20 protein-coding genes are annotated in these 21,260 nt (G+C 29.7%); 16 read left to right on the top strand and 4 right to left on the bottom strand.

Translation table 11 applies throughout. The features are described from left to right. Window positions 1-61: 61 nt before the first annotated feature. The 14 genes from ACOQN8_RS07645 (at window position 62) to ACOQN8_RS07580 (ending at window position 14,195) form a co-directional block, all read left to right on the top strand. Window positions 62-1,051, top strand: a complete 990-nt coding sequence (locus ACOQN8_RS07645) for an AAA family ATPase (protein WP_420552237.1) — start codon at window positions 62-64, stop codon at window positions 1,049-1,051. 85 nt (window positions 1,052-1,136) lie between these two features. Next, window positions 1,137-1,466, top strand: coding sequence for a hypothetical protein (locus ACOQN8_RS07640; RefSeq protein ID WP_272150732.1), 330 nt, complete (start codon window positions 1,137-1,139; stop codon window positions 1,464-1,466). Beyond that, a complete protein-coding gene (locus ACOQN8_RS07635; RefSeq protein WP_420552236.1) occupies window positions 1,467-2,333 on the top strand; it encodes a DUF58 domain-containing protein in 867 nt (288 codons plus the stop codon). It begins immediately after the preceding gene. 29 nt (window positions 2,334-2,362) lie between these two features. Then, complete coding sequence (locus tag ACOQN8_RS07630) at window positions 2,363-3,280, top strand: BatD family protein (RefSeq protein WP_420552235.1); 918 nt, start codon at window positions 2,363-2,365, stop codon at window positions 3,278-3,280. Next, on the top strand, window positions 3,267-4,274 hold the full coding sequence (locus ACOQN8_RS07625) for a vWA domain-containing protein (RefSeq protein ID WP_150899332.1): 1,008 nt from the start codon (window positions 3,267-3,269) through the stop codon (window positions 4,272-4,274). The genes ACOQN8_RS07630 and ACOQN8_RS07625 overlap by 14 nt, the downstream gene beginning before the upstream one ends. Before the next feature lie 3 nt (window positions 4,275-4,277). After that, on the top strand, window positions 4,278-5,321 hold the full coding sequence (locus ACOQN8_RS07620; RefSeq protein WP_420552234.1) for a VWA domain-containing protein: 1,044 nt from the start codon (window positions 4,278-4,280) through the stop codon (window positions 5,319-5,321). A gap of 6 nt (window positions 5,322-5,327) precedes the next feature. Next, window positions 5,328-6,155, top strand: a complete 828-nt coding sequence (locus tag ACOQN8_RS07615) for a tetratricopeptide repeat protein (RefSeq protein WP_420552233.1) — start codon at window positions 5,328-5,330, stop codon at window positions 6,153-6,155. A 50-nt stretch (window positions 6,156-6,205) separates the two neighbouring features. Then, window positions 6,206-7,969, top strand: coding sequence for a BatD family protein (locus tag ACOQN8_RS07610; RefSeq protein ID WP_420552232.1), 1,764 nt, complete (start codon window positions 6,206-6,208; stop codon window positions 7,967-7,969). Beyond that, entirely contained in the window at window positions 7,969-8,721 is a 753-nt protein-coding gene (locus ACOQN8_RS07605) for a tetratricopeptide repeat protein (RefSeq protein ID WP_420552231.1), read from the top strand. Before ACOQN8_RS07610 ends, ACOQN8_RS07605 begins: the two co-directional genes overlap by 1 nt. A 67-nt stretch (window positions 8,722-8,788) precedes the next feature. After that, window positions 8,789-9,085: a hypothetical protein gene (locus ACOQN8_RS07600; RefSeq protein ID WP_272150742.1), complete on the top strand. Its 297-nt coding sequence runs from the start codon at window positions 8,789-8,791 to the stop codon at window positions 9,083-9,085. A 269-nt stretch (window positions 9,086-9,354) separates the two neighbouring features. Then, window positions 9,355-10,887 (top strand): SulP family inorganic anion transporter, encoded by a 1,533-nt coding sequence (locus ACOQN8_RS07595; RefSeq protein WP_420552230.1) that lies wholly within the window; start codon window positions 9,355-9,357, stop codon window positions 10,885-10,887. A 1-nt stretch (window position 10,888) separates the two neighbouring features. Further along, entirely contained in the window at window positions 10,889-11,572 is a 684-nt protein-coding gene (locus ACOQN8_RS07590) for a universal stress protein (protein WP_420552229.1), read from the top strand. Window positions 11,573-11,675: 103 nt separating this feature from the next. After that, window positions 11,676-13,547 (top strand): SulP family inorganic anion transporter, encoded by a 1,872-nt coding sequence (locus ACOQN8_RS07585; RefSeq protein WP_420552228.1) that lies wholly within the window; start codon window positions 11,676-11,678, stop codon window positions 13,545-13,547. Between the two features lie 18 nt (window positions 13,548-13,565). Then, the gene (locus ACOQN8_RS07580) at window positions 13,566-14,195 is read left to right on the top strand and encodes a carbonic anhydrase family protein (RefSeq protein WP_420552227.1); all 630 of its coding nucleotides are present in this window, start codon (window positions 13,566-13,568) and stop codon (window positions 14,193-14,195) included. 58 nt (window positions 14,196-14,253) lie between these two features. Here the strand turns inward: ACOQN8_RS07580 and ACOQN8_RS07575 are convergent, their stop codons facing one another. From ACOQN8_RS07575 to ACOQN8_RS07565, 3 genes are all read right to left on the bottom strand, one after another. After that, the gene (locus tag ACOQN8_RS07575) at window positions 14,254-16,638 is read right to left on the bottom strand and encodes a TonB-dependent receptor (RefSeq protein WP_420552226.1); all 2,385 of its coding nucleotides are present in this window, start codon (window positions 16,636-16,638) and stop codon (window positions 14,254-14,256) included. Window positions 16,639-16,778: 140 nt separating this feature from the next. Next, window positions 16,779-17,909: a helix-turn-helix domain-containing protein gene (locus tag ACOQN8_RS07570; protein ID WP_420552225.1), complete on the bottom strand. Its 1,131-nt coding sequence runs from the start codon at window positions 17,907-17,909 to the stop codon at window positions 16,779-16,781. Window positions 17,910-17,918: 9 nt separating this feature from the next. Continuing rightward, window positions 17,919-18,440, bottom strand: coding sequence for a CvpA family protein (locus ACOQN8_RS07565; protein ID WP_420552224.1), 522 nt, complete (start codon window positions 18,438-18,440; stop codon window positions 17,919-17,921). Window positions 18,441-18,551: 111 nt separating this feature from the next. Here ACOQN8_RS07565 and ACOQN8_RS07560 point away from each other — a divergent pair, with 111 nt between their 5' ends. Next, a complete protein-coding gene (locus ACOQN8_RS07560) occupies window positions 18,552-18,908 on the top strand; it encodes a hypothetical protein (RefSeq protein WP_150899344.1) in 357 nt (118 codons plus the stop codon). A gap of 2 nt (window positions 18,909-18,910) precedes the next feature. Here ACOQN8_RS07560 and ACOQN8_RS07555 read toward each other — a convergent pair whose 3' ends face one another. Further along, window positions 18,911-19,705 (bottom strand): SDR family oxidoreductase, encoded by a 795-nt coding sequence (locus tag ACOQN8_RS07555; RefSeq protein WP_420552223.1) that lies wholly within the window; start codon window positions 19,703-19,705, stop codon window positions 18,911-18,913. Between the two features lie 125 nt (window positions 19,706-19,830). Here ACOQN8_RS07555 and ACOQN8_RS07550 point away from each other — a divergent pair, with 125 nt between their 5' ends. Then, on the top strand, window positions 19,831-21,216 hold the full coding sequence (locus tag ACOQN8_RS07550; RefSeq protein WP_420552222.1) for a TlpA family protein disulfide reductase: 1,386 nt from the start codon (window positions 19,831-19,833) through the stop codon (window positions 21,214-21,216). The last annotated feature ends 44 nt before the right edge of the window (window positions 21,217-21,260 follow it).

Below are 21,260 nucleotides of genomic sequence, written 5' to 3'. Positions count from 1 at the left end.
CACTTATTTTCTTATTATTGTAGCTTTGTTTCACAAAAATTCAAAATATATTTCAATTCATATGGATATAGATGTAAGAGCTATTAATGAAAAAATAGAAAGAGAGAGTGCTTTTGTAGATTTACTAACTACAGAAATGAATAAAGTTATCGTAGGTCAGAAATATATGATTGAACGATTACTTATCGGGCTTTTAGGCAATGGACACATCTTATTAGAAGGTGTTCCTGGATTAGCGAAGACACTTGCAATTAACACACTATCAAAAGCTGTTCAAGCAAGCTTTAGTCGTGTCCAATTTACTCCAGACTTATTACCTGCAGATGTTGTTGGTACTATGATATATAATGTAAAGGAGAATGATTTTTCTATTAAAAAAGGCCCAATTTTTGCCAATTTTGTATTAGCTGATGAGATTAACCGTGCTCCAGCTAAAGTACAATCTGCATTACTTGAAGCAATGCAAGAAAGACAAATTACAATTGGAGATGAAACATTTAAGTTAGATGAGCCTTTTTTAGTAATGGCAACTCAGAATCCAGTAGAACAAGAAGGGACGTACCCTCTTCCAGAAGCACAAGTTGACCGTTTTATGTTGAAAACTGTAATTGACTATCCTAAATTACAAGATGAACAAATAATTATGCGCCAAAACTTAAATGGAACTTTTGGAAAAGTTAACCCTGTAGTTTCTGTTGAACAAATTATAAAAGCTCGACAAGTTGTTAACGAGGTATATATGGATGAAAAAATTGAGAAATATATTCTTGATATCATTTTTGCTACTCGTTATCCTGAAAGATATAATTTAGAGAAACTACAACCTTTAATTAGTTTTGGTTCTTCTCCTCGTGGTAGTATTGCATTAGCTAAAGCTGCAAAATGTTATGCTTTTATTAAACGTAGAGGTTACGTAATTCCAGAAGATGTTAGAGCAATTGTAAACGATGTTTTACGTCATAGAATTGGAATTACATACGAAGCAGAAGCCGAAAACGTTACATCTATAGATATTATTAATTCAATTATAAATGAGGTTGAGGTACCTTAATTAAAAAAAACTTACATAACACGTAACAAAACCATAACTATCTACTCAACTAAGCAAAAGTTTTACCCCCTTAAACAAAGCTAATATGAGATTTAAATTAACAACGTACAAAACGTTAAATGGAACAAAAAAAATTTTAGAATTAAGACGAAGAAAAAGTACTGAGGCTATCATTTACAAAGATAATTCCCCTTCTTTTTATGTGGATTGTTTTGATTTACAAACAGAATCTAACGTAATAATGAACAGCTTAGTATTATGCCAACAAAGAAAGTTGGATGAAGTAATTAAAGAAATTGGTAAAAAGAACAATGTAAACCTATCAATACAAAAAGCACCTTTATTATCTATAAAACAAGATGCTGAGTATACAGATATGGAATTACCACCTTTACCAGAAGCTTGGTTAAATTAAATGAACACAAAAGAATTACTAAAAAAAGTTCGAAAAATAGAAATTAAGACACGTCGTTTGTCTAATCATATTTTTGGAGGAGAATACCACTCGACCTTTAAAGGTCGTGGTATGACCTTCTCCGAAGTACGTCAATATCAATATGGAGATGATATTAGAGCTATTGATTGGAATGTAACTGCTCGTTATAACGAACCTTATATAAAAGTTTTTGAAGAAGAACGTGAACTAACAATGATGTTGGTTGTTGATATTTCTGGTTCTGAATTTTTTGGTACTACTAATCAGTTTAAAAAAGATACAATTACAGAGATTGCTGCAACTCTCGCTTTTTCTGCTATTCAAAACAATGATAAGGTTGGTTTAATTCTATTTTCAGACCAAGTAGAGCTATTCATTCCTCCTAAAAAAGGAAAGAGTCATGTTTTAAGAATTATTAGAGAGTTAATCGAATTTCGCCCAAAAAGCAAACAAACTAATATTAGTGAAGCTTTAAAATTCTTATCTAATATTATGAAAAAGAAAGCTATTGTATTTATGCTTTCTGATTTTATGGATGATGATTATGAACGTACGTTAAAAATTGTTGGAAACAAACACGATGTTACAGGCATACGTGTATATGATAAGTCTGACGAAGAAATTCCTAACTTAGGAATGGTTCCGATGGTAGATGCTGAAACAGGAAAAATACAATTGGTTAATACTAGTTCATCATCGGTAAGAAATCAATACAAAGCTAACGCCTTACGATTATCTGATTATTTCGAAACTACTTTTACAAAAAGTGGTGCAGGAACAATTAATACTCGTGTAGACGAAAGCTATGTGAAAAAATTATTAGGTTATTTTAAACGAAAAGGTTAATTGTCTACTTTATATAAAGACAGTATAAAATGAGAAAAAAATTATTCTACATCTTCTTACTAATATCTTCTATTGGATTTTCACAATCTAACAAAGTTCAGGTTGAAGTTGATACTACTAATATTAGAATTGGTGAACAATTTCAATATAAAATCTCTGTTGATGATACTGAAAATGTAATTATCCCTAAATTAAACAACCTTAAAGGATTAGAAGTTGTCGATACTTTAAAAATAGACACTATTAAAAACAAATTAGTTCAGAAATATATTTTAACTGGTTTTGATAGCGGCTCATTTTATATACCACAACAACAAATTTTTATAAAAAATCAGGCTTATTTAACAGATAGCCTACTCATCAATGTAGCTACTGTAGCTATTGACACTACAAAAATTAAAAAATTCCCAATAAAAGGAATCAAAGGAGAACCTTACCAATTTGATGACTTTAAAAATTATATTTATTGGGCTATAGCCATATTAATACTTATTGGATTAATAATCTATTACTTTGTTTTCAGAAAGAAAAAAGAAGAACAAGAAACAGTTGTTGTGCCACTATTACCTCCTTATGAAGAAGCCATACAAAAACTTCAAGAATTGGACAGTAAATTATTATGGCAAAATAATCATGTTAAAAAATATTATAGTGAATTAACAGGAATTGTAAGGTCTTACATAGAAAGAGAGTTAAATATTCCTGCACTAGAAAGTACAACAGATGAATTGATTGACACCTTAAAAGATTTTGACGAAACAAAGTCTATTGAGACAACTAAAGAAACAATTCAAAAGTTAAAAGAATTACTACAAGAATCGGATTTAGTAAAATTTGCGAAATCAAAACCTTTATCTCATGAGATTGAGCAAGATCGTAAAGACGCTAAAGATGTAATAGATAATTTAAAACCTAAAAAAGAAGAAGTAGAAGATGAAGTGGAATAATTTTGAATTTCATAGCCCTGAATTTTTATGGTTATTAATTTTAATTCCTCTACTTGCTTTTTGGAATTATTATTCAAGAAAAAAAGACAGCGCTCATTTAACAATTTCAAGTATTAAAGGGTTTAAGGTACAAGGCTCTATTTTACCTAAACTTAAGCCATTATTATATCTCTTAAGGCTTTTAGCTTTAACCTGTTTAATTGTTGCTTTAGCAAGACCAAGAAATGTAGCTGTTAGTAAGAAAACAAAAACAAACCGAGGTATAGACATTGTTATGGCAATTGATGTATCTGCCAGTATGCTTGCAAAAGATTTAAAACCAAATCGTTTAGAAGCACTTAAACGTGTTGCTACCGATTTTGTTAATAGAAGACCTAATGATCGTATAGGTATTGTTGTATATGCAGGTGAAAGTTTTACTCAAACTCCAATTACCAGTGACAAATCAATTGTAAAAAGAACCATTTCAGATATTAGATGGGGACAACTTGAAGGAGGTACAGCAATTGGAATGGGACTTGGTTCAGCAGTAAACAGGCTAAAAGAAAGCAAAGCCAAAAGTAAAGTTATTATCCTTTTAACAGATGGTGTAAACAATGCTGGTTTTGTTGATCCTAAAACAGCTACCGAATTAGCAAAAGGAAACAATATTAAAGTTTATACTATTGGAATAGGAACAAACGGAATGGCTCCTTTTCCTTGGGCAAAAGACCCAAGAACTGGAAAAATTTCATTTAGAAACCAACAAGTAGAAATTGACGAATCTTTACTAAAACATATAGCTAAAGAAACTGAAGGAAAATATTTTAGAGCAACTAACAACTCTAAGTTAAAAGCTATTTATGATGAAATAGATAAGCTTGAAAAAACAAAAATAGAAGAGTTTAAATACTATAATTATACTGAAAAATACAGATTCCTTGTATTCTTAGCTGGTATCTTTTTATTATTAGAATTCGTATTAAAAAACACATTATTTAAAAGTTTTATATAAACAATGTATCGTATAGAAGAACCAATATATTTTTCCTTTTTTGCAATTGTTCCAGTAATAATTGTTGTTTTTCTGTTGGTTTTATGGTGGAAAAAAAGAACTCAAAAAAAATTCACAAACAAAGAACTATTAAATAAAATAGCTCCAAATGCCTCTACATTTAAATCTGTTTTAAAATTAGTGTTTTTTATCATTGGAATTTCTTTTTTAATCATATCTCTAGTAAACCCTAAAATGGGAACTAAATTAAAAACGGTAAAAAGAGAAGGTGTAGATGTTGTTTTTGCTCTTGACGTATCCAAGAGTATGTTGGCAGAAGACATAGCTCCTAATAGATTAGAAAAGTCGAAACAGATTATTTCTAAAATAATAAACAAACTAGGAAGTGACAGAGTTGGTATCATTATTTATGCAGGAAATGCTTATCCTTTACTACCTATTACTACAGACCATGCAGCTGCAAAAATGTTCTTGCAAAACGCAAATCCTGATATGGTTTCAAGTCAAGGAACTGCTATTAATGAAGCTTTAACCTTAGCCAAAACATATTATAATAATGACGAGCAAACCAATCGTTTTTTAATTATTATTTCAGATGGTGAAGATCATCAAGAAGAAACAAAGCAAATTGCTCAAAATATAGCTAACGAAGGTGTAAAAGTGTATACCATAGGTGTAGGTACCGAAAAAGGAGGCCCAATCCCTATCAAATTAAATGGCGCACTTATTGGTTATAAAAAAGATAGAAAAGGAGAAACTGTAATTACTAAGAGAAAACCAGATGTTTTACAAGATATTGCAGAAGCTTCAAATGGAGAATATATTGATGGAAATAAAACTGAAAACCCAGTTAACACCATTGAAAACATTATAGCAAATGCTCAGAAAAGCGAATTCGAAACAAAACAATTTTCTGACTATAAAGATCAATTCCAATGGTTTTTAGGAATTGGTTTATTTTTCTTAATTATTGATTTATTTTTCTTCGAAAGAAAAACGAAGTGGGTAAAGAAAGTAGACTTATTTAATGAAGAATCTAAAAAATAAATGAAGATGAAAAGTTTACATTATGTTTTATTTTTAGTGCTATTATTTGCTGCTGTTACTACTAGCAACGCACAACAAGATACTTTAAAATTGCAGCGAGAAGCAAGAGCTTTATTACGTGAAGGAAATAAATTATATAACAAGCAAAAATTTGATGATGCTGCTATTGCCTATCGTAAAGCCTTAGGTAAAAATAGTAAATATGAAAAAGCTAGTTACAATTATGGAAACACCTTGTATCAAGCCAAAAAATTCAAAGAAGCAGTTGCACAATTTGAAGTAACTACCAAAACATCAAAAGATAAATTTGCTCAAGCTGAAGCATACCACAACATTGGAAATGCAATGATGGAGCAAAAACAATATCAACAAGCTGTTGATGCCTTTAAAAATGCTTTAAGAAGAAATCCTGGTGACGATGAAACTCGTTATAATTTGGCTGTTGCACAAAAAAAATTAAAAAAGCAGCAACAAAACCAAAAGAACAACAAGGATAAAAATAAAGACAAAAAAGATCAGAATAAGAAAGATCAAAAAAACAAGGACGACAAAGACAAGCAAAAAGATAAAAATAAAGACAAAAAAGGCGACGACAAGGATAAAGATAAAAAGGACGAGAATAAGGATCAAAAAAATAAAGATCAGAATAAACAGCCTAATAAAAACGACAAAAAAGACCAAAAGCAAAAACCTCAGCCTCAACAAGGAAAAATGTCTCCTGAGCAAATGAAGCAATTGCTAGAAAGTTTAAACAACGAAGAGAAAAAGACACAAAAGAAAATGAATGTTAAAAAGTCGAAAGGAAGAAAGGTAAAACAAGAAAAAGATTGGTAATTTACCAACTTATAAAATCTTAACTATTTTTGCATTTTTTAAAACTGAATATGAAGTTGAAACTATACATATCGTTAATAATCTGTTTTATTACATTTAGTGTTAACGCACAAGATTCTGTATTAAAAGCATCAGTTAGTAAAAATAAACTAGGTGTTAACCAACGATTACGTGTTGAGTTTACTATTAACAAACAAGGAGCTGATAATTTTAAAGCCCCTAACTTTAAAAATTTTAAAGTTGTGGGTGGACCAAGTCAATCAGTTAGTCAATCGTTGATTAATGGAAAATTATCTTTTTCTCAATCATATTCTTACATTCTTCAACCTAAAAGAAAAGGTGAATTCAACTTACCATCTGCTACCATAGAAATTGATGGAGAAACAATAAAATCTAACCCAGTTAAAATTATTGTTTTAGATGCTGTTGAACTTCCTAAAAACCCTAATGACCCTAACTACATAGCGCAACAGAACATCCATTTAGTTGCCGAATTATCTAAATCAAATCCTTATGTAGGTGAAGGAATATATGTAGAGTACCGTTTATATTTTAGTGAAAATGTTGGTATTTACGACAATGCTATTACAGAAGCCCCACAGTATAATGGATTTTGGAATCAAGAAATTAAACGAAATGGAACTCCTGTTAAAATAGGTAAATATAATGGAGAACGATATCGTTATGCTGTATTACACAAAGCTTTATTAATCCCAACAAAAGACGGTAAACTGACTATAGACCCTATGAAAATGGATATTATAGTAGCAGTACCAACCGGTCGTGCCGATTTTTTTGGAAATGTTATTACAAAACAAGTAAGAAAAGAGTTTTCTTCAGCTAAGAAAATTATTAGAGCTAAAGCATTGCCTCTTGAAAATAAACCAGAAGATTTTACAGGTGCTGTAGGAGAATTTTCTTTTGATGTTTCTTTAAACAAACTTACTTTAAAAGCTAACGAATCAGCTAAAATAAAAGTAACAGTAAACGGAAAAGGAAACTTAAAACTATTTGAACTTCCTAAAATAGAAACACCTAAAGAATTAGAAGTATACCAACCTGAAAGAAAAGAAAATGTTAGTATAACTTCATCAGGATTAAAAGGATCTGTAACTGACAACTATACCGTAGTTCCTGAATTCAAAGGAAAGTATAAAATTCCAAAAACGAGTTTTTCTTACTTCAACCCAAAAGAAAAAGTTTATCAAACCATAACTACAGAAGATTTATATGTTGATGTTTTAGAAGGCAAGGAATTACCAACAACAACTGATAATAAAGCGGTTGCAAAACAAAACATAAAAGTTACAGGAAACGATTTTAGGTATATTCAATCGTCTACAAACTTAGAAACTATAGATAACTCAGATTTTTTCAAATCAACTGTATTTTACATTTTGTTATTATTACCTATTATTCTAATTCCTGTAGGAATTTATATTTACAAGAAAAAAGAAGAACGTGATGGTGATGTAATTGGGAATAAGTTGAGAAAAGCTGATAAACTTGCTAAAAAATATTTATCGGAAGCTCAAAAACAACTAGGAAATAAAGAAGCTTTTTATGAAGCCTTAGAAAGAGCTTTACATAATTATTTAAAAGCTAAATTAGGCGTAGAAACTTCTGATATTAGTAGTGATAAAATAACAGATTTATTAGACAGTAAACAAATTGATACTTCTACTATAAAAAGTTTTATTGATGTTTTAAACGATTGCGATTTTGCTCGTTATACTCCAATTACCAACGTGCAAATGAAAGAAGAATACGAGAAAGCAAAACAAGTAATTACACAATTAGACAAACAGTTATAATGAAAAGAGTTATTGTAATATTATTGTTTTTTACAACACATTTTGTGCTAGCCCAAGCCGTAAATGACACATTTGCAAAAGCAAACACGTTATATAAAGAAAAAAAATACTCAGAAGCTATTAAGTTGTATGATGAGATTGAAAACTCGGGTAAAGTTTCTTCTGAATTATACTTTAACCTAGGGAATGCTTATTACAAATTAAATCAAGTAGCTCCTTCAATTTACAATTATGAAAAGGCTCTTTTACTAGATCCTTTAAATGAGGATGCTCAAAACAATTTAATTATAGCAAAACGATTAACATTAGATAGAATAGAAGAATTACCTAAATCTATTTTTCAAAAAATCAATGATAATTTCTTACAAAAATTATCTTATGATACTTGGGCAGTTATTACAGTATTACTGTCTTTTGTAGCATCTTTTTTATTCCTAATGTTCTACTTTTCGTATACGCCAAGTAAAAAAAGACTCTTTTTTACAACTAGTATTTTGTCTTTTATTCTTTTAATAACAACATTAGCAATAACTTTTACACAATACAATCAATCAAAGAGTAATATTGAAGCAATTGTTTTTAATGAAGAAGTAGAAATAAAAAATGCTCCTACTGATGATTCGGATGCTATATTTACTTTACATGAAGGAACAAAAATTAAAGTATTAGATGCTGTGGACGATTGGAATAAAATCAAATTAGCAGATGGTAAAATTGGTTGGGTAAAGAGCAACGTAATCAAAGTGTTATAAATTTTCATTTATTTAACATTTAATTAGCTCATATCTTTTATATTTGCTTTTCGTCAAAAAATCGACAATGACCAAAAACTTCTTCGTATACCTACTCACTATAATACTACTAGCCTCAGTAGCTATTCCTTCGTATTATAGTATTACAGAAGAACTTTGTGAGTCCTCATTAGCAATCGACATAGAGGAAGATGCTGAAAACAATGAGAATTCTGAAAAAAACGAAATAAAAATCATCGACTTTTCTAACGAATTTTCATCTTCTTATACCCTTCCTTGTAACGATAAAAAAAATACTTACATTTCAAATAAGTATAATTCTATATCTAGAAGTCTAGAATCTCCACCTCCAGAATTTTCATAAATATTACTTATTACTAACATCTATCAGATGTTTTTTAACATACCTTACTCATAATCAAGGCCTACAATAACAAACCTTGAAAATCGTGTTAATGTCCTTTTTAAAAATAATACACATTTCAAAACGAACAATTTAACTGTAAGTTTTTTAGCTAATTACTTAAAAAAGGAAGTAATAAAATATTTTTTCAAAAGTGCATTTATCACAGCACTTAAATTTCATTTATATATAATTTAAATTAAAAATAACCCTAGGTTAAAATCACGTCTATGTTTAAAACAATTAAAAGCGATTTACCCGCTAGTATCGTAGTATTTTTTGTTGCATTACCATTATGTTTAGGTATTGCATTAGCCAGTGGTGCTCCACTATTCTCTGGTTTAATAGCAGGAATTGTTGGTGGTATCGTTGTAGGAGCCATTAGTGGCTCAAAAATAGGAGTAAGTGGACCAGCTGCTGGTTTAGCTGCCATAGTATTAACTTCTATTGCTTCTTTAGGAGGCTTTGAAAACTTTTTAGTAGCAGTTGTATTAGGAGGTATTATTCAATTAATTCTTGGTGTATTAAAAGCAGGAGTTATTGGTTACTATTTCCCTTCATCTGTAATTAAAGGAATGTTAACTGGTATTGGAATCATAATTATTATGAAACAAATACCTTTCTTCTTTGGTTACGATAAATCAGCTACAAGTTTTTCTTTAGATGCCATAAGTATGGGATCTACAATTGTTGGTGTTATTGGATTAGGAATCTTAATCCTTTGGCAACAAGTATTATCTAAAAAAGGTAAAATATTCGAATTAGTTCAAGGTCCATTAGTGGCTGTAATCGTTGGTATTATTTTCTTCGTTGTAACTCAAGGAAATGAGTCATTAGTAATTAGCGCTAAACAATTAGTAAGTGTACCTGTTCCAGAAAGTGTTGATTCTTTCTTAAGTCAATTTACTTTTCCAAACTTTGCTGTAATTGGAAGTAAAGATGTTTGGATTGTAGCTTTCACTATTGCTGTAGTAGCAAGTTTAGAAACATTATTATGTGTTGAAGCAACTGATAAATTAGATCCAGACAAAAATGTAACTCCTACGAATAGAGAATTATTAGCGCAAGGTGCTGGTAATATTATTTCTGGTTTAATTGGAGGATTACCTGTAACACAAGTAATTGTAAGAAGTTCTGCAAATATTCAATCAGGAGGTAAAAGTAAAATGTCTGCAATCGTACATGGTATTTTATTATTAATCTCAGTAATTTTAATTCCTACTTTATTAAATAAAATTCCATTATCAGTTCTTGCTGCGGTATTATTAATTGTTGGATTTAAATTAGCGAAGCCAGCTACATTTATCAACATGTATAAATTAGGATGGAAACAATTTATTCCTTTTATGGCTACAGTATTACCAATGGTTGTTACTGGTGACTTATTATTAGGTATTGGTTTAGGTCTTGCAGTTGGAATTGTTGTTATCTTATTTAAGAGTTACCAAAACTCTCACTTCTTACATATAGAAGACAAGAGTAACGGTGTTCATAAAATAAAAATGTCTTTAGCTGAAGAAGTTACTTTCTTTAACAAAGGAGCTATTTTAAAAGAATTAGATAGTCTTTCTGAAAATTCTTATTTAGAGTTAGATGTAAGAAAAACAAGATTCTTAGACCATGACATTATTGAAATTCTTGAGGACTTTGCCTTTAAAGCAAAAGAGAAAAATATTGACATTAAGTTAATTTCTGAAAGAGGTATAGTAGAAAACCCTGCTAGTTTTATTGAGTTTTTTAAGTTAAGACCAAAAGCTTCATAAAATGGCAGTATCTAAACATAAAATTGTCGTGCTATCTGATTTAAAGGATAGCACGGCAACATCATTAAAAACAGCTATCAGCTTAGCAAAAAAAACAGATGCTAGCATCCATTTTTTCCACGTAAAAAAGCCAACTGATGTTGTAGTTACTGATAATCAATTATCAGCAAAAAGAGCCATTAACTCTAACTTCACTCAAACTAACAAAGAAATTAGTGAATTAGTTTCTGAATTTTCTCAAAAGTATGATATCGATATTACCTCTTCATTTACTTTTGGAAATATTAAAAATGAAATTGACCTTTTTTTAGAAGATACCAATCCAAATATTATTGTAATTGGAAAGCGCAGAAGTAAAAGCATAAGTGCTTTAGGCGATAAAATTAGCAAGCACGTATTAAAGAAAAAAGGCAAAACAATTATTATAGCCTCAGCTGAGAGTGAACTTCAACCAGAAAATGAAATCTCATTAGGCTTATATAATGAAATAGAGCAACAGCATAATAATGAATTTATTAATGAAATTATTGAAAATGCTAATAAACCATTAAAAAACTTTCAAGTAGTTAATTCAAATGATGCCAATTTATTATTGGTAGATAGAGAAATGGTCAACCCAAAATCTACAAAATCATTTGACAAACTACTTAATAAAATGAATGTTTCATTAGTAGTTGCTAATTAAAATATTAAATCTAAGTTACTTAAATCAATAAACCAGTCCCAAACGTGAGTAGGTATCTATTACAGTTTTTTTAGTATATTTATTCCTACTCAACTAAAAATATATGAAACAACTATTTTCAAATCTTAAAGGTGATCTCTTTGGAGGGATTACAGCCGGAATTGTGGCATTACCACTAGCTTTAGCTTTTGGTGTTTCATCTGGTTTGGGACCTAGCGCTGGTTTATACGGTGCTATTTTTATTGCTTTTTTTGCAGCACTTTTCGGAGGAACAGACACTCAAATTTCTGGGCCAACTGCGCCAATGACTGCTGTAAGTATGGTTGTTATTGCAGGTATATTAGCTGCTAACGACGGAGATGTTAGTAGAGCACTACCAACAATTTTAACTGTTTTCTTATTAGCTGGTTTAATGCAAATTGGACTGGGAGTTTTAGGTTTAGGTAAATATATTCGTTATATACCCTACCCTGTTGTTTCTGGTTTTATGACCGCTATTGGAGTTATAATTTTGGTTACACAAATTTTACCTTCAGTAGGTTATTATGCTAAAGAAGATGCAGAATTTGTTGAGCAATTTAAACCACAAGCAGAAGAAGTAATTTTAGATAATATTTTAAAAGAAGAAGCTGGTGAAGGTATTTTAGTTCTTGAAGATTTCAAAGAAACTATTAATAGAGCTGAAAATATAACACAAGCTGATATATTAAAAGAAAGTAAAACTTTAGCAGGTAAAGAAGCTTCAGGTGTTTTAGGTACTTTTAAAGTGTTACCTCGAGCATTACAAAACATTAACTTCTTAGAATTAATGTTAGCTTTAGGAACCATATTCATTATTTATGGATTTAAGCGCATTACAACTGCCGTCCCTAGTACTTTAGTTGCTTTAGTTGTTATGACTGGTATTGCATTAGGTTTTGGCTTAAACTACAGGCCTATTGAGGAAATCCCAAGCGGATTCCCAATGCCAAACATGGAAATTTTCACAAACTTTACCATATCCAGCATTACACCTTATGTATTTACTGCTTTAACCTTAGCTTTATTAGGAGCTATAGATTCTTTATTAACATCAGTTGTAGCTGATAATATGACTAAAACAAAGCATAAACCAAATAAAGAATTAATAGGACAAGGTATTGGTAACACTATTGCTTCAATTTTTGGAGGTATCCCAGGTGCTGGAGCTACTATTCGTACAGTAGTGAATATCAACTCTGGTGGTAAAACTAAATTGTCAGGTATGATAGCAGGTATAATGCTATTAGTTATTTTACTAGGACTAGGCCCAATAGCTTCAAAAATACCTGCAGCAGTTTTAGCAGGAATTTTAATTACTGTTGGTATTGGTGTTATGGACTACAAAGGACTAAAAGCTATACCTAACTTACCACGTGATGCTAAATTTGGACCTTTAAAACTAAGTTCTGAGGTAATTATTATGCTAGTGGTATTAGTACTTTCTACTTTTTGGAATTTAGTATATGCAGTAGGTATTGGTTTAGTCATAGCTTCTTTAATGTTTATGAAGAAAATAGGTGACTTAACAGCTGAGCGCTCAGATGTAAAATCACTGAAAAAAGAAGAAGCTTGGAAAGATGAAAAAGATTTCCCTGAGGAATTGAAAGAACATTTGTTTGTAAAACACATCAAAGGACCTCTATTTTTTGGTTCTACTAGTGATTTTCAAGCGTTAACTAAACAAATTCCTAAAACTGCAACTTCTGTAATTATGCGTTTAGACAGAATGCAGTATATGGATCAATCTGGGCTTTATGCCATGGAAGATACGATTCAAGATTTAAAATCAAACGGAACGCATGTACAGGTACTTTTTGTTGGTTTATTAAAGCAACCTCGCTACATGATGGAACGAATTGATATTATCCCAGATTTAATATCAGAAGATCATATTTTTGAATCTTTTGATGATTGTATGGTTTGGGTAAAACAAAACATAAAAATTAATAATTAAAAAAATAAAAATACTTTTATGAGAAATGTAGCTATTACAAAAGACGTGCAAGCAGAATTAACAGCTGATTCTGTATTACAAGACTTATTAGACGGAAACAACCGTTATACTAGCAACAATTTAACAGCATCTAGTGTAACTGACTTAGTTGAACAAACAACTGGTGGTCAATTTCCAAAAGCTGTAATATTATCTTGTATCGATTCAAGAGTACCAGTAGAAATGGTTTTTGACCAAACTATTGGTGATGTTTTCGTAGCTCGTGTAGCTGGTAACTTCGAAAACGTGGATATTTTAGGAAGTATGGAATACTCTTGTGCTGTAGCAGGAAGTAAATTAGTTTTTGTATTAGGTCATGAAAGTTGTGGTGCTGTAAAAGCTGCTTGTGATGGAGTAGAATTAGGAAATATTACTGCAATGTTAGATAATATTGTTCCTGCTGCAAAATTAGCTTCAGAACAAGTAGAAGGAGAAGCAAATTCAACAAATAGTGCTTTTGTAGCTAAGACTGTAGAAAACAATGTAAAATTAACTATGGATCGTATCCGTCAAAGAAGTAAAATTTTACAAGAAATGGAAGATAATGGTGAAATTAAAATAGTAGGTGGAGTTTACTCTTTAACTACTGGAAAAGTTGAAATGATTTAATTCATTATCATTTGTTATAATATAAAAAAGGGAGTTTTTTAAACTCCCTTTTTTTATGCTAATTTGCTCTCTGCTGTTCTTCACTATTTCCAAAACCATGATTTCTAGTCTTTATTTTTTTATTTCCAAAATTATAGGATAGTGAAAAACGTAAATATCTACTACTATAATTCTGGTCATAAATTGTTTTAACTCCATTTACTTCAGAAGTCAAATTATTTAAACTAGCACTGTCAAAAATATCATTCACAAAAATAGCTGCTTGTAACTGCTTTTTTAAGAATGCTTTTTTAACTCCTAAACTCAATCCATACATCGTCCCTAATTCGTAAATATTTGAACTAGACTTTGGCTGATAAAAGAAATCTGCTTGTACACTTGTATTTTCTGATAATGTAAATGTATTGTTGGTTGAAAATCTAAATTGAATACCATTCTTAACAGGTGCTGATAAATCTTCAAATACATTAGCATTAACACCTGAAATATGTGCATAATTTTGGCTCTTCCACCAACTTGTAAAACGAACATTATACATTTCTGAAAGTTGCCAATAAGTTCCATTATAATAGTTCCTTCTTATAACTGCTTGAATATTATTTTCAGGTTCGGCAGAAAATAATGTACCAAAACCATCAGATGTATAACTAAAATATAAAGAAGTTATAAACTTACCTTTGTAATTATGAGTAAAAGTAAATCTGTCAATAAACGCAGGTTGAATAAATGGATTTCCTTCTGAGTATACATTACTATTCACATAGCTTCTAAAAGGATTTAAATCTCTATAATTTGGGCGATTGATACCTCTTCCATAATTAAATGAAAATGTATTGTTATCGTTTTTATTATAAGATACAAATACTGAAAGGAATAACTTAGTATAACTATTCTTATTTACTTGATTTAAAGTTTCAGAAAAACCTCTGGTTTCAGTATTTTCTAGTCTAAGACCAGCTTGCAAATTCCATTTATCACTAATTTTTCTTGAAGCATTTACATAAAAACTCTGCACATTTTCTTCGTATTCAAACTCATTAGATAAATTGGTATCTAATACAGGCACATTAGTTACTGTATTAAAATTATCTAATTTATTCTTTGTATTAATGAAACTAAACTTAAAACCATAAGACAAATCCAATTTATCAATAGGATGAGACATATCTGCTTTTATACTATAGTTATCTATTGCTTGATTGGTAATATTTTTAACTGATTGATTTACCCTTACAAATTGTCCAGAAGGAGAAAAAGTATTCACTAATGCATCCGCTTCTAGTTTATTTTCATAATTAAAATAATCAAAATCTACAGTTAGTTTTCTCCCCATAGTATCAAGTTTAGCAATTATATGAGCATTATATATATTGTTGTTTATACTTCTGCGTCTAGGCTCAGTTTTTACCAATAAACTATCTAATTGGTTAGATTCATTATAAAACTCAGTTGTTCCAGGGGCATCAGAAAAAGGTCTATTAAAACTTCCTAGATATTGCCCTCCTATTTCAATATTATCTGACAATAAATAGTTTATAGACAACCTAGCTGAATTATTTTTTCTAGTATCTTTTGAATCAATGCCAACCTTCCATGTACTTTTTGGAAAAAAAGTAGCACTTCTTTCTAAGTTTCTTAAACTTCCTCTTGTAGTATTAATCGAAGCATTTAAATGAATTTTATCTTTATTGTATGAGAAATTATTTCGCAATGTTCCATAACCATAAGTATTTACATTATAAGAAAATGAAGTTGTGTTTTTCCAAGAATTCCTTCTTCCTTTCTTGTATACTATATTAATTATTCCACCTCCTCCAGATGCTTCATATTGGGCTGGCGGATTGGTTATAATTTCTATTTTCTTGATATCATCTGCTGAGATTGAATTTAGAAAAGACACTAATTCCTCACCAGAAAGTTGAATCAAACGTCCATCAACCATTATTCTGGTTGCCTCTCCTCCAACCATACTTATTTGATTGTTTTGGATTGTAATAGCAGGAGCTAATTTTAACGCATCTAAAGCATCGCCTCCACTTGCAGATACACTATTTTCTACATTAAAAATTAGTCTATCTGTTTTTTGTTCTATTAATCTTTTCTTCGATGTAATTACAACTTCATTTAACCTACTGCTTTCTTCCTTTAATATTAAAGTTCCTAAATCTATATCTGTATTTAAACTTACTTGTTTCTTTATTTCTATGAAACCTATAAAACTTATTCTTAAATTATAGGTTCCTTTTGGAGCGGATAATGAAAACTCACCATTATCTATAGTTGTAGTTCCTTTAATAATTTTTCCTTCTAAACTTTGTAAAATAACGTTAGCAAAAACAATCGGCTCATTACCTTCTGTTACTTTACCTGTAATCTTTATCTGTCCTGTTAAACTTATAGCTTGAAATAATAATGCTAAAATGAAAATGCTTTTAACTCTCATGAATGTATTTTTTATTTGAGAGCAAAATTGTAGCTATTTAAAATTGCTTGCGACCGAATGCATAAAGTCGAACTATTTTTTCATGAATAAATTGGTTTGACTATCTCACACAAACGTTCGACTTTATCATAAACACCTGACTACAAGTGTTTTTTCCGATATTGAGTTGGTGTTAATCCTGTTTGTTTTTTAAACTCTGTATTGAAAGAAGATTTAGAGTTAAAACCTACTTCATATAAAATTTCTAATACGGTTAGTTTCTTATTTTCCGGATTTTCAAGAATTTCTTTGGCTCTGTTAATTCGATATCCATTCACAAATTCAAAAAAATGCTGTCCTATATTATGATTTATTAATATTGATAAATCTCTGTAAGGAATATTCATTTGATTTGCCAAATTATGAATGGTAAGAGATGAATTTAAATAAGGTCTTTCTTCTTCCATAAACTTTTTTACTACGGACACCTCTTCTAAAACTTCTTCTTTTGTATCCTTAGTTTTTTCTTCTAAAAAGTTTTTAACTAATTGATGTTTGGTGTCAATTCCTCTAAACAATTCTGGTTGATATAAACTTTTCAAAACAATCCAACATAAATATCCAAGTAGGACTAATGTTGTTATAATTCGCATAACATCCAATATTTCTTCATCTGAACCAAATAATTTATAAATACTTTTAATTAATGAAAGAGAAATTAAAACAACACTAATACTAGCCAATTGAAATAACCATTTATAATTATAATTTGTAATAGATGAATAGTTTTCCAACAATAACTCCTTATATTTTTTTAATTCAACAAATATGAAAACCAAATAAACTATTGAAACCAAAAGTCCATATACTAAAGATATTTTTGTTTCAATATTAAAGTAGTAATTATTATAAAACTCAATTTGCTGTTCTATAGAAGCCAAATAGAAATTAGGAAAATAAATAAGTAATTCAATAGCAAATGGAATAAGATGCAACAAGTGCTTGGGCTGAAGTTTAAAATATGAATAAATACAGGATACTACATATAAATATAAAAGCGGGCTAGCTAGAAATCCGATTTGATCTCGAAGCATATCTAAAGCAACCGGTACTTGTACATAATTAGCATAAAAAAAAACACTAATATGAATAGAAAAAACAATAAAGTAAATAGCCATTAACTGATTACTTGTTTTGTTTTTAGTTTTTACAGTGAGTAAAAATGCCGAAAGCAATAGTGCTATAAATATTAAAATAAGTGTTATAAAACCTCGAATTGAAGCACTATCCATATACTACTTTTAATTTGTTTCTTTTATTTCTTCTTCCTCTTCAATCTCATCATCTTTTATAATAGATGGGAAAATAGTTGGAGCAATTTTTTTGACTGGTTTATATAAAATAGATTCATTAAGATTTTCTTCAGAAACAAATGGAATGGTGTCATTCATTTTTCCAAAAAATATGAAAATAACACTCAATATCAATCCTATTTTTAAAGCGCCAAAAGCTCCTCCTAATATTTTATTTAAAATTCCTAAAGAGGCAAAATCCGCTATTTTGGTTAAGGCCTTACCTAACAAAGCTATTACAATTATAATTACAACAAAAGTTCCTGCGAATGCTGCTAAAGAAATATATTTTTCATCCCAAGTAACACTATTCTTTAACCAGTCTCCAATAAAGTATGAAAAATGAATTGCTCCATAAACCCCAGCTACTAAAGCTACTAAAGAAGCCACCTCTACAAATAACCCTTTCATAAGTCCGCGAACAAAACCAAAAAGAAGTAAAGCTGTTATAATAATATCAAAAGTATTCATAGGCAATAATTAAAAGTATTCTAAAGAGTTCATAAAGTAATTATGTGCATCAATTCTATGTTCAAATATACACAACTCATTTGTATCTTTGCATTTTCTTAAAAAAATCAAATGACGAAAGAAGTTAACTTAAAAGAAAAATGGGATTTTGTTGTAAAGCAATTATCACAACAATTTGCTGATGGAGATGAACTGAACTTAGATGGCATCATCTATTTAATTGGTGTACAAGAGTTAGGTCAAGGGCATCGAAAATTTAAAAAAGACGAAAAAGTAAACTTAATGCATATTGCTATCTGCAAACTTTTAGAACCTTATGGTTATTATGAATTCGATTTTTTTGATAATGATGGTTGGCCTCACTATAAAACACTAACAGAATTACCTAATTTAAAACCAGGTGAACAATCTGTTTTGATAAAAGAAGCAATTATAAATTATTTTGAAGCTTTAGATTTCTTTGAATAAAATTAAGTAACACTTAATTTTCTTATTATCTTTGATAATAATTTTGGAAAAAAACGCTTGGCATATACTCCAAGCTTTTCCTTAGCTCCTGCTATATATACCTCCTCTTTCTTTTTTCTAATTGCTTTTATCATCAACTCAGCAAATCTATCAGGGTTTATACCATTGGCTGTTGCTGCATCCATTGAATTTTGAGGACTTCCATTTCCTGTTAATGCATTTTTAGACACATTAGTAGTTACAAAACCTGGGCAAACCAAAGTAACTGCTATATTATCTTTATGATGTTCTGCTCGTAAACTATCAAAAAACCCATGTAATGCGTGTTTCGTTGCTGCATAAGATGAACGTAATGGAGTTCCTATTTTTCCTACAATACTAGTTGTTACAACAAAATGCCCTTCTTTTCTTTCTGTAAAATGTGGAAGTAATGCTTTTGTTAAAGCTATAGTTCCTAAATAATTAATATCCATCAAACGTTTATCAATAGATATACTCGTATCTTTTACTAAAGAACGTTGACTAATTCCTCCATTATTAACCAAAACATCAATTCTATTAAAAAATGCAATAGCTTCATTTACTTTAGAAGTCAGACTGTTATAATCTTCTAAATCTATTGGCAAAATCTTAACGTTTTTTGGGTTTTTGCAAAGTATTTTTGTCTCCTCTAAAGCATTTGTATTTCTCGATGATAAAATTAAATTTGCATCGTAATTAGATAACGCAATCGCTAATGATTTACCAATACCAGATGAGGCGCCCGTTATCCAGAAAACTTTATTTTTAATATGCATACAATATTTACTTTAAAGAAAAACTCCCCTAAAATAAACAACAAAAAATAAAAATGGTACACTTCTTGGAAAGAAGTTTGTAAATGACTAGTTTTAAAACCTTAATAACAACCCTTTAAATTAAAATGATGAAAAAATTACTGGCTCTATTAATACTTACTACTTCAATAGTTAACGCTCAGTATACTGTTAAAGGAACAATGACTCCTACAGAAAAAACCAATTGGGTTATTCTGTACAAAATAGAAGGAGCAAAACAAAAATTTGTTACTAATACAACAATTCAGTTTGACACTGTTGTAGTTGGTGGAAACAAGCAATCAATAGGTAAATTTAAATTTGACTTACCAAACACAGCTAAACCAGGTGCTTATAGGGCAACCTATAGAAACAGAGGTGCTGGGTTTGTAGACTTTTTCTTTAATAAAGAAAATGTAGAATTTATTTTTAACCCAAAATATCCAGATGAATCAGTTGTTTTTACTTCATCTAGAGAAAATAAATTATACAACGAATATTTACAGGCATATGCTGCTGTTCAAAAAAAGATTGACGAAAATCAAGTAGCTTATATTAAAGAAGAAAATAAGGAAGCTAAAAAAGCATATAAAAAACAAGTTAAACAACTTGAAGATGTGCAAGAAACTTATGAAAATAAGTCTGAAGGAATGTTAGTTCATCATTTCATTAAAGCTTCTCAAAGATATAATCCTTCTAGTCCTGTTGACAACATGGAAGATTATTTAACAACTGTTGGGGATAACTTCTTTAGATATATCGATTTTAAAAGTGAAGCTTTATTCAATTCTTCTTTCTTAGTTGACAGAATTAACGATTATGTTTTTTACTTAAACAATTCAGAAGATAAAGAATTACAGCAAAAGTTATTAAGAGGTGCTATCAATAAAGTAATTGATGAATTACCTAAAGGAAAATTAAAAAAATCTGTATTAGAATTTTTAATTACTTCTTTATCTGACAAACGTGACGGTGAATCTGTAGATTGGTTATTTGCTGAGCACTATGATAAATTACCAGATAATCAAAAAGATGCTGAGTTCAAGAAAAAAATATTAGACGTATTACGTGCTACTGTAGGTAGAACTGCTCCTGATTTTTCTTGGGAAGAAAATGGTAAAGAAATGAAGTTATCTACTTTAAATGATAGTGATAAATATTTACTAGTATTCTGGAGTACAGCTTGTCCTCACTGTGTTAGAGACGTTCCTAACTTATATAGTTTTATGAACAATCACAAAAACACTTCTGTAATTTCTTTTTCAATTGAAAATTCAGACAATAATTTTAAAGATTGGAATGAGTTTAAAAAACAATTACCTAATTGGCATAATGCAGCAGGCACTCACCCAGAATATAAATGGGATAATGAAACTGTAAGAGCTTATAACTTATTAGGAACTCCTAGTTACTTTGTTTTAGATAGTAATAAGAAAATTATTGCTACACCAGAGGAACTGGAAGACGTAAAAAAATATTTTGAAAGTCACTAAACTGAGACTTTGACAACATAAAAAAACACCATCAGATTTGATGG

The sequence above is a fragment of the Tenacibaculum aiptasiae genome (assembly GCF_965221665.1).
Lineage (GTDB): Bacteria > Bacteroidota > Bacteroidia > Flavobacteriales > Flavobacteriaceae > Polaribacter > Polaribacter aiptasiae.
This window is presented reverse-complemented; position numbering and strand designations above follow the sequence as displayed.

Bases quoted from the DNA above. Each gene is read 5' to 3' on its own strand.
- ACOQN8_RS07630 (WP_420552235.1), top strand. From the start codon at position 2,363: ATGAGAAAAAAATTATTCTACATCTTCTTACTAATATCTTCTATTGGA.
- ACOQN8_RS07550 (WP_420552222.1), top strand. From the start codon at position 19,831: ATGATGAAAAAATTACTGGCTCTATTAATACTTACTACTTCAATAGTT.
- ACOQN8_RS07575 (WP_420552226.1), bottom strand. From the start codon at position 16,638: ATGAGAGTTAAAAGCATTTTCATTTTAGCATTATTATTTCAAGCTATA.
- ACOQN8_RS07625 (WP_150899332.1), top strand. From the start codon at position 3,267: ATGAAGTGGAATAATTTTGAATTTCATAGCCCTGAATTTTTATGGTTA.
- ACOQN8_RS07585 (WP_420552228.1), top strand. From the start codon at position 11,676: ATGAAACAACTATTTTCAAATCTTAAAGGTGATCTCTTTGGAGGGATT.
- ACOQN8_RS07615 (WP_420552233.1), top strand. From the start codon at position 5,328: ATGAAAAGTTTACATTATGTTTTATTTTTAGTGCTATTATTTGCTGCT.
- ACOQN8_RS07635 (WP_420552236.1), top strand. From the start codon at position 1,467: ATGAACACAAAAGAATTACTAAAAAAAGTTCGAAAAATAGAAATTAAG.
- ACOQN8_RS07590 (WP_420552229.1), top strand. From the start codon at position 10,889: ATGGCAGTATCTAAACATAAAATTGTCGTGCTATCTGATTTAAAGGAT.
- ACOQN8_RS07555 (WP_420552223.1), bottom strand. From the start codon at position 19,705: ATGCATATTAAAAATAAAGTTTTCTGGATAACGGGCGCCTCATCTGGT.
- ACOQN8_RS07605 (WP_420552231.1), top strand. From the start codon at position 7,969: ATGAAAAGAGTTATTGTAATATTATTGTTTTTTACAACACATTTTGTG.
- ACOQN8_RS07620 (WP_420552234.1), top strand. From the start codon at position 4,278: ATGTATCGTATAGAAGAACCAATATATTTTTCCTTTTTTGCAATTGTT.
- ACOQN8_RS07560 (WP_150899344.1), top strand. From the start codon at position 18,552: ATGACGAAAGAAGTTAACTTAAAAGAAAAATGGGATTTTGTTGTAAAG.
- ACOQN8_RS07595 (WP_420552230.1), top strand. From the start codon at position 9,355: ATGTTTAAAACAATTAAAAGCGATTTACCCGCTAGTATCGTAGTATTT.
- ACOQN8_RS07580 (WP_420552227.1), top strand. From the start codon at position 13,566: ATGAGAAATGTAGCTATTACAAAAGACGTGCAAGCAGAATTAACAGCT.
- ACOQN8_RS07640 (WP_272150732.1), top strand. From the start codon at position 1,137: ATGAGATTTAAATTAACAACGTACAAAACGTTAAATGGAACAAAAAAA.
- ACOQN8_RS07610 (WP_420552232.1), top strand. From the start codon at position 6,206: ATGAAGTTGAAACTATACATATCGTTAATAATCTGTTTTATTACATTT.
- ACOQN8_RS07565 (WP_420552224.1), bottom strand. From the start codon at position 18,440: ATGAATACTTTTGATATTATTATAACAGCTTTACTTCTTTTTGGTTTT.
- ACOQN8_RS07645 (WP_420552237.1), top strand. From the start codon at position 62: ATGGATATAGATGTAAGAGCTATTAATGAAAAAATAGAAAGAGAGAGT.
- ACOQN8_RS07570 (WP_420552225.1), bottom strand. From the start codon at position 17,909: ATGGATAGTGCTTCAATTCGAGGTTTTATAACACTTATTTTAATATTT.
- ACOQN8_RS07600 (WP_272150742.1), top strand. From the start codon at position 8,789: ATGACCAAAAACTTCTTCGTATACCTACTCACTATAATACTACTAGCC.